This window comes from Mycobacterium sp. NGS57 (assembly GCF_059812405.1).
In genome coordinates, this window is record NZ_JCALCP010000001.1 from 26,120 (window position 1) to 40,106 (window position 13,987).

Below are 13,987 nucleotides of genomic sequence, written 5' to 3' on the forward strand. Positions count from 1 at the left end.
GGCCGGCTAGGCCCGGCCCGTCACGAACCTTCGTAGGTATTCGGGTCGGGGCGCAGCCGGGTGCCGTCGTTGAGACCGTTGATCGCGTCCATGTGCTCGCCGGCCAGCTCGAAATCGAAGATATCCAGGTTGCTGGCGATGTGCTCGGGCGTGCTCGACCGGAAAACGACCGAGTTGCCCAGTTGCACGTTCCACCGCAGCAGCACCTGCGCGGGCGTCTTGCCGTATTCGGCAGCGACCGAGCTCACCGTCGGGTTGTCCATCAACTTGCCCAGGACCAGCGGCGTGTAGGACTGCGTGACGACGTTGTGCTCCGCGTTCGCCTTGCGCAGATCGCCCTGGCTGAGCAGCGGGTGCAGCTCGATCTGGTTGACCGCGGGCGTGACGAACGTCAGGTCGATGACCATCGACAGGTGATCGTCGGTGAAGTTGGACACGCCGATCGAGCGGGCGTGGCCCTCACCGCGCGATTGGATCATGCCGCCGAAGGCGTCGACGTACTTGCCCTGCGCGGGGGCGGGCCAATGAATCAGATACAGGTCGACGTAGTCGAGTCCCAGCCGCTCCAGGCTCTGGATGCAGGCCGCCGGCGACTTGCTGAAACCGTGCTCCTCGGTGGCCAGCTTGGTGGTGACGAACAGCTCGGCACGGGGAATGCCCGACGCCGCGATCGCGCGGCCGACGCCGGCCTCGTTGCCATAGGCGGCGGCGGTGTCGATGAGCCGGCAGCCGATCTCCAGCGCGGCCGACACCGCGCGCTCGGCCTCGTCATCCGATAGGTCGGCGACGCCCAGGCCAAGCACCGGCATGGTGTTTTCGTCATTGAGAGCTATGGAGGGTATGGCGGCGCCCGACTCGCCAGTCAACGTTGTTCACCTACCTGTGCAATCGATAATTCGTGGATGCGGACCGGGCCGGCCCTCGCAATCCGTAAGGGGTGCACCGACTTGGGGAACGATCTTACCCAGCGGGATGTGCCTGGTAGCCAACACCTGCGTGCGCGTCGCCGCGGCACCGTATCGCCGCCGGCGCATCCAGCCCGGACGGCCGGCCCGATGTTCGCCGGGTGACCACGTAGAGTTTTGGTCGATCGGCGCCCGAATGCGGGTATCCCGTTTCCGTCGTTCACCGTGGGGCGGCATTTTTCGGGGATCAGGGGACCAGGGGAGCAGGAACAACGATGACCAGAAGCCTGCCGGGCGTGTCGGACGTCGACCTCGTGACCAAGCACGCGCCGATGCGCTGGATCAGCCGCGTGCAGGGCGCGGTCACCACCGTCGGCGCCAAGGTCATTCCGTGGATCCCGACGGCGGCCAAGCGGGTGCTGTTCCGTGGCCGGGCCGTCATCATCGACGGCAACACGCTCGATCCGACGCTGCAGCTGATGCTGTCGGGCCTGCACGCCGTGGGCATCGACGGGCTGGTCGTCGACGACGACCCGGCCGCCTCCCGCGCTCAGATGCGTGAGTCGGTGGTGAGCCTGCCCGGCCCGCAGATTCACGTCGAGGTCGACGAGCTCGCGATTCCCGGCCCGGCCGGGGACATCCCGGCACGCCACTACCGCCCCGCCAGCGAGGGCGCCGCGGCGCCGCTGCTGGTCTTCTACCACGGCGGCGGTTGGTCGATCGGCGACCTGGACACCTACGACGCGCTGTGCCGGCTGACGTGCCGCGACGCCGGAATCCACGTGTTGTCGATCGACTATCGGCTGGCCCCCGAGCATCCGGCCCCGGCCGCCATCGAGGACGCCCGCGCCGCCTTCAGGTGGGCGCACGAGCAGGCCGCCGAGCTGGGCGCGGCACCCGGGCGGGTGGCGGTCGGCGGGGACAGCGCGGGCGGCAATCTGGCCGCGGTCGTCTCTCAACTGGCCCGCGACGACGGGGGCCCCGCCCCGGTGCTGCAGTGGCTGATCTACCCGCGCACCGACTTCACCGCGCAAACCCGCTCGCTGAGCCTGTTCGCCCGCGGCTTTTTGCTGACCAAGCGCGACATGGACTGGTTCCACGCGCAGTACCTGAGGGACTCCGGGATCGATCCGGCCGATCCGCGGGTGTCGCCGCTGCTGGCCGAGTCGCTGGCGGGGCTGGCGCCCGCGCTGATCGCCGTCGGCGGCTTCGACCCGCTGCGCGACGAGGGCGAGGCCTACGCGGCGGCGCTGCAGGCCGCCGGGACCCCGGTGGACCTGCGCTATCTGGGTTCGCTGACGCACGGGTTCGTCAACCTGTTCCCGCTGGGCGGCGACAGCGCCGTCGCCACCAGCGAACTGATCTCGGCGCTGCGCGCCCACCTGAGCCGGGCCTGATTCGCCGCGGGGCGCCGGTACGCTAGAGGCGCCCGCACCCAAGTCCACCAAGCCAGCACGCGAAGGATCAGCGAACCCGTGGCCGACAAACCCAAACCCCCGCGATTCGACGTGAAGTCGGCCACCGGCAAATCCGGTCGACTCGTCCAGATCGGTGGCACCGCCTTCATCGTGATCTTCGCGGTTGCGCTCGTCTTCTATATCGTGACGTCGCACCACAAGAAGGGCGGCGTCACCGGCCAGGGCGACACGGTGCGGGTCGCGTCCAGCAAGGTCATCACCCAGCCCGGGACCAACAATCCCAAGGCCGTCATGACGTTCTACGAGGACTTCCTGTGCCCCGCCTGCGGCAACTTCGAGCGCACCTTCGGCCCGACGGTGTCCAAGCTCATCGACAGCGGCGCCATCGCGGCCGACTACAACATGGTGGCGATCCTCGACAGCCAGCGAAATCAGAACTATTCGTCGCGGGCGGGCGCGGCGGCGCTGTGCGTGGCCGACGAATCCACCGACGCGTTCCGCCGCTTCCACACCGCGCTGTTCACCCCCGGCATCCAGCCCGACGAACGCGGCACCAGCTTTCCCGACAACGCGCGGCTGATCGAGCTCGCCCGGCAGGCCGGCGTCGTCGGCAAGGTCCCCGACTGCATCAACAGCGGCAAGTACCTGTCCAAGGTCACCGGCGAGGCCGCCGCCGGGAAGATCACCGCGACCCCGACGATCAAGATCAACGACCAGGACTACGAGTACTCGACGCCCGACGCCCTGGTCGACAAGATCAAGTCCATCGTGGGCGACGTGCCCGGCCTCGACACCGCCGTCGCCCCCGCGGCGTGACGTCGGATCGGCCGGTCCGGGCGGGCGTATCCGCGCCCAGCGCGTGGTGGGTGCTGATCGCCGGCGTGATCGGCCTGGTCGCCTCGCTGACGCTGACGGTAGAGAAGATCGAGATCCTGCTCAACCCGTCGTACGTGCCGTCGTGCAACATCAACCCGATCGTGTCGTGCGGCTCGGTGATGATCACGCCGCAGGCGTCGCTGCTGGGCTTCCCGAACCCGCTGCTCGGCCTGGTCGCCTTCGCCGTGGTGATCGTGACCGGCGTGCTGGCTGTGGCGAAAGTGGCTCTGCCCCAATGGTATTGGGTTGGTCTGACGGTGGGGGTGCTGGTCGGCTCGGTGTTCGTGCACTGGCTGATCTTCCAGAGCCTGTACCGCATCGGGGCGTTGTGCCCCTATTGCATGGTGGTCTGGGTGGTCACCATCGCGCTGCTGGTGGTGGTCGCGTCGATCGCGTTCGCTCCGGCGGCCCAGGCCCGATCCGGGATCGCGGGATTGCTGTACCAATGGCGGTGGTCGCTCGCCGTGTTGTGGTTCACGGCGGTGTTTTTGCTGATCATGGCGCGGTTCTGGGACTACTGGTCGACGCTGTTGTGAACGCGTGACCCGGATCATCGGGGGAATCGCGGGCGGGCGGCGCATCGCCGTCCCGCCGAAGGGAACCAGGCCCACCACCGATCGCGTGCGCGAAGCGCTGTTCAGCGTCGTGACCGCGCGCCGGGACCTGACCGGCTCGGCGGTGCTCGACCTCTACGCCGGGTCCGGCGCGCTGGGGCTGGAGGCGCTCTCGCGCGGGGCCGCGTCCGCGCTCTTCGTCGAGTCCGACCCGCGCGCCGCGGCCGTCATCGCGCGCAACATCGAGGCCCTCGGTTTGCCCGGCGCGGGCCTGCGCCGGGGCGCGGTCGCCACGGTCCTGGCGGCCGGGGCCGCCGCCGCGGTGGACCTGGTGCTGGCCGACCCGCCCTACGACGTCGGCGCCGCGGACGTCGGCGCCGTGCTGGCCGCGCTGGGCGCGCACGGCTGGGTGCGCGCGGGAACCGTTGTGGCAGTGGAACGCGCGGCCGCTGGCGACCCGCTGGCCTGGCCCGAGGGCTGGTCACCATGGCCGCAGCGGGTTTACGGCGACACCCGTTTGGAGCTCGCCGAAAGGCTGTGAGCCGCCGTGTACCGTCGTGGCTTATGGCGGGCGCCGTGTGTCCGGGGTCGTTCGACCCGGTGACGTTGGGCCACATCGACGTCTTCGAACGCGCCGCCGCCCAGTTCGACGAGGTGGTGGTGGCGATCCTGACCAACCCCGCCAAAAAGGGCATGTTCGACCTCGACGAGCGCATCGCGATGATCGAGGAGTCGACGGCGCACCTGCCCAACTTGCGGGTCGAGGCCGGCCGGGGTTTGGTGGTCGACTTCGTCAGGGCCCGGGGGATGACCGCCATCGTCAAGGGCCTGCGCACCGGCACCGACTTCGAGTACGAGCTGCAAATGGCGCAGATGAACAAGCACGTCGCCGGGGTCGACACCTTTTTCGTGGCGACCGCCCCGCGCTATTCGTTTGTGTCGTCGTCGCTGGCCAAAGAGGTCGCGATGTTCGGCGGTGACGTGTCCGAGCTGCTGCCCGAACCGGTGAATCGCCGGCTGCGCGAAAGGCTGGGAAACGAGCGCTGAGCGGAGTGTTGGCCCGCGCGGCGAGGGTTCGTGAGAAACTCATGCTGACTTTCGTCTAATTAGACATTCGGCTACCGAATCGCAGTACGCGTCAACCCCGGTCAATGAAGGGAATTCGCAGTGAACGAGCTACCCGCCGCCGTATTGGAGCCGCGCGCCGCGGCCACCGGGAGCCCGGCTCTGGGCGGGTGGCGCCCGACCACTGCGTCGCCGGCATTCGCGCCGCAAGACATCGCCCACGTCCTGGAATACCTGCGCCACCCGGTGCACGTGGTCCGCGAGCGGGCCACCGGGCAGCTGGGCCTTGCCCTGGGCGGTGAGGCCGTCGGCGCCGGCGAGTCCGAGATATCGCTGGTGGGGACGCTGCCGCCGATCTACCCCGAATGGCTGGGCGACCGCGAGTTCTGCGAGGCCCACGGGACCCGGTTTCCCTACGTCACCGGCGCGATGGCCAACGGCATCGCGACACCCGAGCTGGTGGTGGCGATCGCGAAGGCCGGCATGCTGGGCTTCTTCGGCGCGGGCGGCCTCTCGTACGCCAACGTGCAGCGGGGGCTGGCCGACATCCAGGCGAGGCTGGCCGGCAGGACGGGGTTGGCCTGGGGCGCAAACCTGATTCATTCGCCCAACGAGCTCGCGCTCGAGGCGCGCGTCGCCGAGCTGTTCATCGCCCAAGACGTCCGCGTCGTCGAGGCATCGGCGTTCATGAAACTCACGCCCTCGGTCGTGCACTACGCGCTGTCGGGGCTGTCGACCGACCCGGGCGGCGCCATCGTGCGCAAGAACCATGTGGTGGCAAAGATTTCGCGTCCCGAGGTCGCCCGCATGTTCATGGAGCCCGCGCCGGCGGCATTGGTGTCGGCGCTCGAGGCGGCCGGCAAGCTCACCGCGCGCGAGGCCGAGCTGTCGCGACTCGTGCCGGTGGCCGAGGACATCACGGTCGAGGCCGACAGCGGGGGGCACACCGACAACCGGCCGTTGCCGGCGCTCTTCTCCGAGATCGTGCTGCTGCGCGACAAGCTGGCCCAGGAACACCCGCTGGAGGGCCGCGTGCGCGTCGGCGCCGGCGGCGGCATGTGCACGCCACGCTCGGTGGCCGGCGCATTCGCGATGGGGGCCGCGTACGTGGTGACCGGTTCGGTCAACCAGTCGTGCGTGGAGTCGGGGCTGTCCCCCCTGGCGCGCGGAATGCTGGCCAAGGCCGGAGTGGCCGACGTGATCATGGCCCCCGCGTCCGACATGTTCGAGATGGGCGTGAATCTGCAGGTGCTCAAGCGTGGCTCGATGTTCGGGCCCCGGGCCAAGAAGCTCTACGAGTGGTACGCCAAGAACCCGGACCTGGGCACCGTGGTCTCGGCGCACCGCACGGAGCTGGAGAAGATCCTCGGGAAGAGCGTCGATGAGGTCTGGGCCGAGACCGAGCAGTACTGGCAACAGCGGGAGCCGGCCGTGCTCGAACTTGCGGCGCGCGACCCGAAGTATCAGATGGCGCTGGTTTTCCGCTGGTACCTCGGCAAGTCGAGCCGGTGGGCGATCGAGGGCGAACCCGATCGCGTCCTGGACTACCAGATCTGGTGTGGTCCCTCCATGGGGGCGTTCAACAGCTGGGTCGCGGGCAGCTACCTCGAGCAGAGCGAACACCGCAACGTCGACCAGGTGGCGCTCAACCTGCTCGAAGGCGCCGCCCGGATCAACCGGGCCCAACAGGCGCGCACGTGCGGGGTGCCCGTCCCGGCGAGCGCCTTCCGTTACATTCCCCGCCGGTTGTCGTTGTAAAGCGTTAGTTCGCTCCCGGTCCCGAATTCGGGCGTTGTCGTCCGCGTTCGGGCGCGACCACGAATTTTGCGCTTTGCCGTATCTTCGGCGCGAGCCGATCGCGCAAATAGCGGGCCCGGGTTAATGGCGCGGGGTGGTGCGGGCCGACGGCGGCGCAATTTGTCCGGGTGGCGACCGACTGCTGACACTTTGCGCAATGCGTTCCGGCGCTTAATGGCCGGCGCGCGCAGCCGGGCCGGGCGGCCCGGTGTGCGATTACCGCACGACCACCGGTCACCCTGACGGCCGCCGGCCGGGGTGCCGCACAAACGCCCAACCGTTGAAACCGGCCGCTAGCAGCGCATCCGAGGGCCGGACGGCTAACCTACTGGACCGAAGGGCGACGAAACCGCCCGCAAACCAATCCACGGGTATTGACAATTCGTCAGTAAGCAAGTTCGCTGCTCTGATAAGGTCCCGGCGAGCGTAAGACGTCTCGGCTGGTCAAGAAAGCAAGACCTCGGTAAGTCAGTCGTGACGTGACGCAGGTTAACGCACGTTGCTGTCCGTCTAACCCCGCAGAGGAGACCCGTGGTGTCGCCCAAGCACCCTCCTGTTGCCGTTGTCGGCGTAAGCGCCCTGTTCCCGGGGTCGCCCGAGGCCGAGCGCTTCTGGCGCAATATCGTCGACGGCGTCGACCTATTCTCCGAGGTGCCCGAGTCGCACTGGAGCCTTGACGACTACTACGACCCCTCTCCGCGCACACCGGACAAGGTTTATGCGCGCCGTGGCGGATTCTTGCCAGAAATCGACTTCTCGCCGATGGATTTCGGAATTCCGCCAAACGTCGTGCCCGCGACGGACACCGCGCAATTGCTCGCACTGCGGGTCGCGCAGCAAGTATTGGAGGACGCAGCCGGCGGCGACTTTTCTCATATTGATCGCGAGCGCATCAGCGTGGTGCTCGGCGCGTCCGGCGGCACCGAGATGACCAACTATATGGGCGGCAGCCTGCACCGGCCGGTCTGGGAGCGCGGGCTGCGCGCCGCCGGGCTGTCCGAAGGCGAGCTCGCGGCGTTCAGTGACCGCATCGCGTCCGGCTACACGCCGTGGCAGGAAAACACCTTCCCCGGACTCCTCGGCAACGTCATCGCCGGGCGCATCGCCAACCGCTTCGATCTCGGCGGTACCAACTGCGTCATCGACGCGGCGTGCGCCAGCTCGCTGGCCGCGCTCGAGGTCGGGCTCAACGAGCTGTACCTCGGCAAGTCGGACATGGTGATCGCCGGCGGCGTCGACGCCTTCAACGACATCCTGATGTTCATGTGCTTCGCCAGGGTTACCGCGCTGTCGCCCAGCGGAGACTGCCGCCCATTCTCCGACCAGTCCGACGGCACCATGCTCGGCGAAGGCCTGGCGATGCTGGCGCTCAAGCGTCTCGACGACGCCGAGCGCGACGGCGACCGGATCTACGCGGTGATCCGCGGCATCGGTACGTCGTCGGACGGCCGGGCCAAGAGCATCTACGCGCCGAGCCCGCCCGGACAGGCCAAGGCTCTGCGCCGCGCCTACGAGGCCGCCGGCTACGGCCCGGAAACGGTCGGGCTCGTCGAGGCGCACGGCACCGGTACCAAGGCCGGCGACGCCGCCGAGTTCACGGCGCTGCGAGAGGTCTTCGAGGGCTCCGGGCGCCCGGACAAGCAGTGGTGTGCGCTGGGCTCCGTCAAGTCCCAGGTCGGGCACACCAAGGGCGCCGCGGGTGCCTGCGGCCTGTTCAAGACCGTGATGGCGCTGCACCACAAGACGCTGCCGCCGACCATCAAGATCGAGCGGCCCAACCCCGCCCTCGAAATCGAGCAGACGCCGTTCTACCTCTCGGCGCAGGCCAAGCCGTGGATCGCCGACACCGGCGTCCCGAGGCGCGCGTCCGTCAGCTCCTTCGGCTTCGGTGGCACCAACTTCCACGTCACCGTCGAGGAGTACACCGGGCCGGGCAAGCGTGCGTGGCGGTACCGGTCCTGGGATTCCGAACTGATCGTGCTCGGCGCGCCGTCCGCGGCGGCGCTGTCCGATCAGGCCGCCCAGCTGTCCACCTCACTGGTCGACAGCCCCGACATGCTCAGCTACATCGCACGCAGCACCCAAGCCGCGTACAACGCCGCGCAGCCGCACCGCGCCGCCGTCGTCGCCGACAGCGTCGCGAACTTGCGGACGATGCTCGACGATCTCGCGGCGAAACTCCGCGCGGCGGATGTCCCCGCGTCGTTCAACTCGCCCAAGGGCTACTACTACTCGGCGCAACGGCCCGGACCGGTCGCGCTGCTGTTCCCCGGCCAGGGCAGCCAGTACGTCGGCATGGGCGCCGACGTGCCGCACCTCTACGAGCCGGCGTTGTCGCCCTGGGAACTCGCCCGCGCCGGGCTGCTCAACGCCGACCGCGACCTGCACCAGGTGGCATGGCCGAAGACGGCCTTCAGCGGCGACGAGCGGGCGCAGCAGGACGCCGAGCTGACCCGCACCGAGTGGGCGCAACCCGCGATCGGGGCGCACAGCCTGAGCCTGCTGTCGGTGATCCGCACCCTGGGCATCGCGCCCGCCGCCGTGGGCGGGCACAGCTTCGGCGAGGTCAGCGCGTTGTGCGCCGCCGGCGTCTTCGACGAAGAGGTCGCGCTTCTCATCGCGCGCGCTCGCGGCGCGCTGATGGCCGAGGCGGCGACCAACAGCGACGGGGCGATGTGCGCGGTGACCGCCCCGGTCGAGCAGGTCCGCCAGCTGATCGCGGAGTGGGGCCTGCCCGTCGTCATCGCCAACCACAACGCGCCCAGCCAGGTGGTGCTGTCGGGCGACAGCACGGCGATCAACCACGCCGCGCAGCGCTTCAGCGCGGTCGGCATCAACGCGCGACGCCTTCAGGTCGCCACCGCCTTCCACTCCGACATCGTGAGCCCGGCGGCCGTTCCGTTCGGCGCGTTCCTCGCCGACATCCCGTTCGACATGCCGAAGGTGCCGGTCTACGCCAACGCGACGGCGCAGCCCTACGCGGGCGACGCTCACCAGATGCGGAGCACGCTGGCCAACCAGATCGCTCAGCCGGTGCGATTCGCCGAACAGATCCAGGCGATGTGGCAGGCCGGCGCGCGCACGTTCGTCGAGGTCGGTCCCGGCAGCGTGCTGACCAATCTCGTCGGCAAGTGCCTCGCCGGCGAGGAGCACACCGCGGTGGCCCTGGATGCCAAGGGCAGGAACGGGATTCGGTCGCTGTGGATGGGACTTGGCCAGCTCGCGGCCGCCGGCGTCCCGATGAACTTCGACGGTCTGTGGGCCGACTACCGGCCCGGTGACGATCCTCGTGCCCGCAAGCAGCCGAAGCTGACGATCAAGCTCAACGGAAGCAACTACGGCAGACCGCAAATCAGCGACGAGCCGGTGCAACGTCCGGCCGATACCGCAACCACGACCGACCGCAGTAACCACAACAACGGACACAGAGCCGAATCGGAGACCAAATTGGTGCCCTCGGAACCCTTCACATCCGCGAACCTCAACGCGACGCCGACGCCCGCCGGGCCGGTCTCGATAGGGACGGCCCCAGCGACGACGGCGACGTCCCTGGGCTCTGGTCCCGTCGCGCTGAACGGCAACGGCTCGCACGCGAGCGCATCCGCCACCGCGATCATGCCCGCCGCGCCAGCCGCCGTGACGGCGGCGGCTCCGCCGCCGTCCGCGCCGTCCGCGCCCGTGGTCCACATCGGTGCCGACGCGGTGGCCGAGATGATCGCCGCCGTGGGGACATTGCAGCAAGGCATCGACCAACTGCAACGTGTCCTACAGGGCCTCGCGTCCGGAAGCACCGCGGCGACGGTGGCCCCGGCCGCCACCAACGGCGCGTCGGCGATGCCGGTGGCGCCGGTGGCCCCGGCCGTCACCAACGGCGCGTCGACGATGCCGGCCCCGCCGGTGGCTCCAGTGGTCCCGCCGGCCACCAACGGCGCGCGCCCGATGCCCGTGCCGCCGGTGGTCCCGGCCGCCACCAACGGCGCGTCGGCGATGCCGGTGGCGCCGGTAACGCCGGTGGTGCCTTCTGCGCCGGCTCCTGTTCCGGGGTTGGGTGCGGATTTGGTGGCGCCGATGTTGGAGGTGGTGGCCGACAAGACGGGTTATCCGGTGGAGATGCTGGAGCTGTCGATGGCGTTGGAGGCCGATCTGGGGATCGACTCGATCAAGCGGGTGGAGATTTTGTCGGCGGTGCAGGAGCGGGTTCCGGCGTTGCCTGATGTGGAGACGTCGGTGATGGCGACGTTGGTGACGTTGCAGGAGATCGTCGATTATCTGCAGGGCCTGATGGGTCCGGTTGCGCCCAACGGGGTGGCCCCGGCGGCGGCGCCGGTGGCTCCGGTGGCTCCGGTGGCGCCGGTGGTGCCTTCTGCGCCGGCTCCTGTTCCGGGGTTGGGTGCGGATTTGGTGGCGCCGATGTTGGAGGTGGTGGCCGACAAGACGGGTTATCCGGTGGAGATGCTGGAGCTGTCGATGGCGTTGGAGGCCGATCTGGGGATCGACTCGATCAAGCGGGTGGAGATTTTGTCGGCGGTGCAGGAGCGGGTTCCGGCGTTGCCTGATGTGGAGACGTCGGTGATGGCGACGTTGGTGACGTTGCAGGAGATCGTCGATTATCTGCAGGGCCTGATGGGTCCGGTTGCGCCCAACGGGGTGGCCCCGGCGGCGGCGCCGGTGGCTCCGGTGGCTCCGGTGGCGCCGGTGGTGCCTTCTGCGCCGGCTCCTGTTCCGGGGTTGGGTGCGGATTTGGTGGCGCCGATGTTGGAGGTGGTGGCCGACAAGACGGGTTATCCGGTGGAGATGCTGGAGCTGTCGATGGCGTTGGAGGCCGATCTGGGGATCGACTCGATCAAGCGGGTGGAGATTTTGTCGGCGGTGCAGGAGCGGGTTCCGGCGTTGCCTGATGTGGAGACGTCGGTGATGGCGACGTTGGTGACGTTGCAGGAGATCGTCGATTATCTGCAGGGCCTGATGGGCCCGGCCGCGCATAACGGCGCACCGCCGATGGCCGCGCCACCGCCGACCCCCGACGAAGTGACGGTGGGTGATCGCGTCCCTTTTGAGTTAGCCGGAGCAGCGATCGCCCGCCACGCGGTGCGAGCGGTCGCTGCTCCGGCTAGCGGGATGGGCATGCCCGGCCTGTACAGCGCCGTCAACGTCGAGATCGTCGTGGCCCCCGGCACCCAGGACGCCGGGCACGTCATGGCCGACGCCCTGGCGGCAATCCTGCGCACGCACGGCATCGGCGCCGCGGTGGTCACCGAACCGAGCGCCGACGCCGAGGCGGTGATCCACCTTGGCGGCCTGCAGCGCACCGCCACCCTGGCCGAGACGCTGGCGCTGAACCGGGCGGTGTTTGCCGACGCGCAGCGCGTGGCCGCCAGGTTCGCCGAACGCGGCGGCGTCTTCATCACCGTTCAGGACACCGGCGGCAGCTTCGGCCTGCTCACCGAGCCGGGCCCACGCGCCTGGGCCGGCGGCATCGCCGCCCTGGCCAAGACCGCAGCGCAGGAGTGGCCCAAGGCGCAGGTCAAAGCGATCGACTTCGCGGTCGGCCTGCAGCCGCCGATCGCCGCCGCCGAGCAGCTGGCCGAGGAGATCCTGGCCGGCGGGGCCGAACTCGAGGTCGGCCTGAGCGCCGCGCACGGCCGCGTCACGGTCGTCGCGGACGCAAAGCAGGTGACCACCCATACCCCGCGCATCGACCAGCGCGACGTGATCGTCGTATCGGGGGGAGCCCGCGGCGTCACCGCGGCGTCGGTGATCGCGCTGGCCAAGGCGACCCGGGCCGGCTTCGTCCTGCTCGGGCGCACCGAACTCGCCGACGAACCCGCCGAGCTACGCGGGCTGGCCACCGACGCCGAGCTCAAGCGGGCGCTGCTCACCGCCGCCGCGGCGCAAGGGCACAAGCCCACCCCCAAGGAGCTGGAACAGCGGGTCGGGCGCGTCCTGGCCGACCGCGAGGTCCGCGCCACGCTCGCCGCCCTGACCGCGGCCGGCTCCCGGGTCCGCTACGCGGCGGCCGACGTGCGCGACGCATCCCAGCTCGGCGCCCTCCTCGAGAGCGTGCGAGCCGACTTCGGGCCGATCACGGGGCTGGTGCACGGTGCCGGCGTGCTGGCCGACGCGCCCCTGCACAAGAAGACCCTCGACGGCTTCGATCGCGTCTTCGAGACGAAGGTCGGCGGCCTCTGCGCCCTGCTGGACGCCACGGCCACCGACGCGCTGAAGCTGGTCTGCCTCTTCTCGTCGGTGGCGGCGCGCAGCGGCAACGTCGGCCAGAGCGACTACGCCATGGCCAACGAGATACTCAACAAGGTCGCCCTGGCCGAGCAGGCCCGCCGCGGCCCGGGCTGCCTGGTCCGCGCACTGGGCTGGGGTCCTTGGGATTCCGGCATGGTGACACCCGGTCTCAAGGCGATGTTCGAATCCCGGGGCATCTCGTTGATCCCACTCGCCGACGGCGCGCGGGCATTCGTCTCCGACGTCCTGGACGCGCATACCGACACCCCGGAGGTGACCCTCGGGGAGGGCGTATTGGCCGGCGTGGCAACGCATCCGATGCCGGCCGAGGGCCGCATCGCGCGCGTGGTGGCCCACGTGACACGCCAGCCCCATCTTCTCGACCACCGCGTCCAGGGCAACGTCGTGTTGCCCGTCGTGCAGACCCTGGAGTGGTTCGTGCGGATGGCCGAGGCCTGTCAGCCCGGGCAGCGCGTCGACCGCGTTCACGACCTCAGGGTGTTGCGCGGCCTGACGCTGCACGAGTTCGACCAACACGGCGTGCCGCTGCTGGTACGCTGCGCGCCGGTCGACGACCGCCCGGATCGACTGGCGTGCACCTTGTCCGACATCTCGGAAGAGGTCACCTACTACTCCGCGACGGTCGAAATGGGTTGCGGCGCAACGACGGCGGTACCGGGTCCGTTGGTGCCGCTCGGCGGCCGCCAGCTCGACCGTGACGCCTGCTACCACAGCGGTGCGCTCTTCCATGGCCCGGCGTTCCAGGTCCTGGCAGGCATGGACTGCCAGGCCACCAGCGCCACTGCGTCGCTGTCCGGCCTGACGGCCGCGGGCTGGCTGGGCGACGGCTGGGCCACGGACCCCGCGGCCCTCGACGGCTGCCTGCAGGCGGCGTTGGTGTGGAGCTCCGAACAACTCGGCCGCACGGTGCTGCCGCTGCGGGTCGGCGAGGTCGCCCGTTACCGGGCCGGCGCGCTCGGCGACGGGCTGCGCTGCGTGCTGTCCAACGGTGACGCGAAGAGCAGCCGGGCGATCTGCGACCTAGACCTAATCGACGCCGACAACCTCGTGGTTGCCAGCCTGAAGCGACTCGAGTTGTACCCCTACGGCAGCTGATTCAACGATGCCGCGGAGT

8 protein-coding genes are annotated in these 13,987 nt (G+C 69.6%); 7 read left to right on the forward strand and 1 reads right to left on the reverse strand.

Translation table 11 applies throughout. The annotated features are described in order from the left end of the window. Window positions 1-20 precede the first annotated feature (20 nt). Complete coding sequence (locus AC5Y43_RS00140; RefSeq protein ID WP_499968071.1) at window positions 21-866, reverse strand: aldo/keto reductase; 846 nt, start codon at window positions 864-866, stop codon at window positions 21-23. Window positions 867-1,180: 314 nt separating this feature from the next. Between AC5Y43_RS00140 and AC5Y43_RS00145 the strand changes: the two genes are divergently transcribed. The 7 genes from AC5Y43_RS00145 to AC5Y43_RS00175 all read left to right on the forward strand — a co-directional run bounded on the left by AC5Y43_RS00145 (window position 1,181) and on the right by AC5Y43_RS00175 (window position 13,968). Beyond that, the gene (locus AC5Y43_RS00145; RefSeq protein ID WP_499968073.1) at window positions 1,181-2,302 is read left to right on the forward strand and encodes an alpha/beta hydrolase; all 1,122 of its coding nucleotides are present in this window, start codon (window positions 1,181-1,183) and stop codon (window positions 2,300-2,302) included. A gap of 78 nt (window positions 2,303-2,380) precedes the next feature. Further along, window positions 2,381-3,139, forward strand: coding sequence for a DsbA family protein (locus AC5Y43_RS00150; protein WP_499968075.1), 759 nt, complete (start codon window positions 2,381-2,383; stop codon window positions 3,137-3,139). Continuing rightward, the gene (locus AC5Y43_RS00155) at window positions 3,136-3,735 is read left to right on the forward strand and encodes a vitamin K epoxide reductase family protein (protein ID WP_499968077.1); all 600 of its coding nucleotides are present in this window, start codon (window positions 3,136-3,138) and stop codon (window positions 3,733-3,735) included. The genes AC5Y43_RS00150 and AC5Y43_RS00155 overlap by 4 nt, the downstream gene beginning before the upstream one ends. Window positions 3,736-3,739: 4 nt before the next feature. Next, window positions 3,740-4,294, forward strand: a complete 555-nt coding sequence (gene rsmD, locus AC5Y43_RS00160; RefSeq protein WP_499968079.1) for a 16S rRNA (guanine(966)-N(2))-methyltransferase RsmD — start codon at window positions 3,740-3,742, stop codon at window positions 4,292-4,294. Window positions 4,295-4,317: 23 nt separating this feature from the next. Beyond that, complete coding sequence (gene coaD, locus AC5Y43_RS00165; RefSeq protein WP_499968081.1) at window positions 4,318-4,800, forward strand: pantetheine-phosphate adenylyltransferase; 483 nt, start codon at window positions 4,318-4,320, stop codon at window positions 4,798-4,800. A gap of 120 nt (window positions 4,801-4,920) precedes the next feature. After that, window positions 4,921-6,576: a PfaD family polyunsaturated fatty acid/polyketide biosynthesis protein gene (locus AC5Y43_RS00170; protein WP_499968083.1), complete on the forward strand. Its 1,656-nt coding sequence runs from the start codon at window positions 4,921-4,923 to the stop codon at window positions 6,574-6,576. A gap of 573 nt (window positions 6,577-7,149) precedes the next feature. Next, window positions 7,150-13,968: an SDR family NAD(P)-dependent oxidoreductase gene (locus AC5Y43_RS00175; protein WP_499968085.1), complete on the forward strand. Its 6,819-nt coding sequence runs from the start codon at window positions 7,150-7,152 to the stop codon at window positions 13,966-13,968. Window positions 13,969-13,987 lie beyond the last annotated feature (19 nt).